Here is a 2,536-nt window from a genome sequence, read left to right on the forward strand (position 1 = left end):
CTCTTTGGCTACAAGAATGTCTTCTTCCGCTATGCCGGGGGAACGATGGTCCGCTCGCGGATCGCCGAGGTCACGGAAGCGGTCCGCTCCGGCGACATCTTTATCGGTGGATTGGTGGGCGACCGCTGGACCCGCCTCAGTTCCGATGATTTCGGCCGCTGATCGCCTTCAACCGGTGGTCGGCCCCAGCGGCTGGCAGCGCTCGGTTACAAAGGCCGCCTGCGGACTGGGTGCCTCCTGAGGCGTCCAACGCCCGGTCTTTTCATTCCAGCCGCCATGTTCTATGTCTGCCGGGCAGCGCGGGGGCGCGTCTTGTCAATCGTAAAAGCATCCGGTACGCCCCGCTCATGACAGTTACCGTTCGTTTCGCCCCTTCGCCGACCGGCCGCATCCATATCGGCAATGCGCGCACGGCTCTGTTCAACTGGCTGTTCGCCGTGAACAACAAGGGTCGCTTCATCCAGCGCTTCGACGACACCGACATTGCGCGCTCGAAGCAGGAGTTTTCCGACGCCATCCTCTACGACCTGCATTGGTTGGGCATTTTTCCCGACGCCACCGAGTACCAGTCGCGGCGCTTCGAAGTCTATGACGCGGCGGTCGAGAGGCTGAAGGCGGCAGGCGTTCTCTATGCCTGCTACGAAACGCCGGAGGAGCTGGATCTCAGGCGCAAGGTGCGCCGCACGCGCGGTCTGCCGCCGGTCTATGGCCGCGAGGCGTTGACCCTGACGCACGAACAGATCGCCGAATACCAGACCGATGGCCGCCGGCCGCACTGGCGTTTTCTCCTGCCCAATTTCTCAGGCGATCCACAACAGCCGGAACGCACTGAAATCCACTGGAACGACTTGGTGCGCGGTGAGGAAACCGTCGATCTGGCCTCGCTTTCCGATCCGGTCCTGGTGCGCGAGGACGGCACCTATCTCTATACGCTGCCTTCCGTGGTCGACGACATCGAGATGGGCGTCAGCCATGTCATCCGCGGCGACGACCATGTCACCAACACCGGCGTGCAGATCGCCCTGTTCCAGGCACTGGCTGCCACGCCGCCAGTGTTCGGCCACCACAATCTCCTGACCACCGCATCGGGCGAGGGCTTGTCGAAGCGCACCGGCGCGCTCTCCATCGAAAGCCTGCGCGAGGACGGGATCGAGCCGATGGCCGTCGCATCATTGGCGGTCCTGGTAGGCACTTCGGAGAATGTCGCGGCGATGCCGACGATGGGCGAACTCGCCGAACGCTTCGATCCGGCGGCGACATCGAAATCCGCGGCCAAGTTCGATCCGGACGAGCTGTTCGTGCTCAACCGGTCGCTGCTGCACCACATGCCGTTCGCCGAGGCACAAGACCGTCTCATCGTGCTCGGCGTCTCCGGCGAGCAGGCCGAACCGTTCTGGCTGGCGGTGCGCGGCAATCTCGACAGGCTGGCCGATGCGGTCAACTGGTGGCGCATCCTGCGCGAAGGACCGCAGGAGAAGCCGCAATTTTCCGATGACGACCGCGACTTTCTCCGACAGGCGTTCGACCTGCTGCCGGAGGAACCCTGGACCGCGACGATCTGGAAGGACTGGACGGGCAAGATCAGGGAAGCGACCGGCCGCAAGGGCAAGGCGTTGTTCATGCCACTCAGGACAGCCCTTACCGGACTGCCTTCGGGGCCGGAGCTTGCAGATCTATTGCCGCTGATGGGTCGGGAAGGAACGTTGGCCCGACGACCCTGACCTTGCGCTGTTCCGGCGGCAGCGCGGACACGGGCGACGTCACCGGCCTCGCGGAAAGCCGCTTGATCGCCTCGCGGTCGAGCCCACCTTCCAGATTGGCCAGCGTTTCGGGATCGGCGCCCGGATCAGGTTTTGCAACCGGGACTGGAATGAATGATGACGCGTCTGTCTCTGGCTGCGATTGCACCGGATTCGGCGGATTGCCGGCGATGATCTGGAAACCCTGCGCAGCGGCGTTGCAGCCGCAAGCCGGCGGCCGCGACACGCCGGGCCGCTTGTAGAGATAGGCGGTCGGCAATTCGCTGTAAGGCCGGCCGGTGACAGATGACGTCATCGACGCCGAATCGTCGTCCATGCCGCGCGAATAGAAAACCTGCATCTCGGTGCCGGGGCAGCTCGATTCGCAATTCTTCTGGTCGCGTTCGAAATCGCCTGCCGAGGCCGAGTTCGACATAGGGAAAAAGTAGCCGTCGCAGGTGCGCACACAGGACGTGTGGAATTCGCCACCGACGCTCGGAAAATCCGGTACGCCGGGCTGGTTGAGCACACGGCGGACATTGCGCTCCTCGCTGGGATCGTCGGGCTGGTTGGGTTCATCAAGCATATCGAGCTGCTTGCTGTTGCCGCCGAAGAGCTGATCGAACAGGTTTGCGCTGCCGCCGTCGCGGTTCGCTTCCTGCAAAGGCGCACGCCGAGGCGCAACGGTGTCGTCGCGGCAGCCATTGGCGTCGAGCGCCGCCAGGATGCGTCCGCGATCGCGGCGAGAGCCACCGCCAGCCAGCCGCTCGCGCTTGTTTTGCAAGGCGTCGAGATTG

The 2,536-nt window shown here is 64.0% G+C and carries 2 protein-coding genes; one reads left to right on the forward strand and one right to left on the reverse strand.

All coding sequences use genetic code 11. The features are described 5' to 3' along the window. Positions 1–347: 347 nt before the first annotated feature. Positions 348–1,721 carry a glutamate--tRNA ligase gene (gene gltX / locus EN879_RS31725; RefSeq protein ID WP_063167908.1) on the forward strand — a complete coding sequence of 458 codons (1,374 nt, stop codon included), beginning with the start codon at positions 348–350 and terminating at the stop codon, positions 1,719–1,721. Here gltX and EN879_RS31730 read toward each other — a convergent pair. After that, positions 1,639–2,536: DUF2865 domain-containing protein (locus tag EN879_RS31730; protein ID WP_127274514.1), on the reverse strand; the 898-nt coding region annotated here is incomplete at its 5' end. The two genes, gltX and EN879_RS31730, sit on opposite strands and share 83 nt — an antisense overlap.

This window comes from Mesorhizobium sp. M7A.F.Ca.AU.002.02.1.1 (genome assembly GCF_003998535.1).
GTDB lineage: Bacteria > Pseudomonadota > Alphaproteobacteria > Rhizobiales > Rhizobiaceae > Mesorhizobium > Mesorhizobium ciceri.

Bases quoted from the DNA above. Each gene is read 5' to 3' on its own strand.
- gltX (WP_063167908.1), top strand. From the start codon at position 348: ATGACAGTTACCGTTCGTTTCGCCCCTTCGCCGACCGGCCGCATCCAT.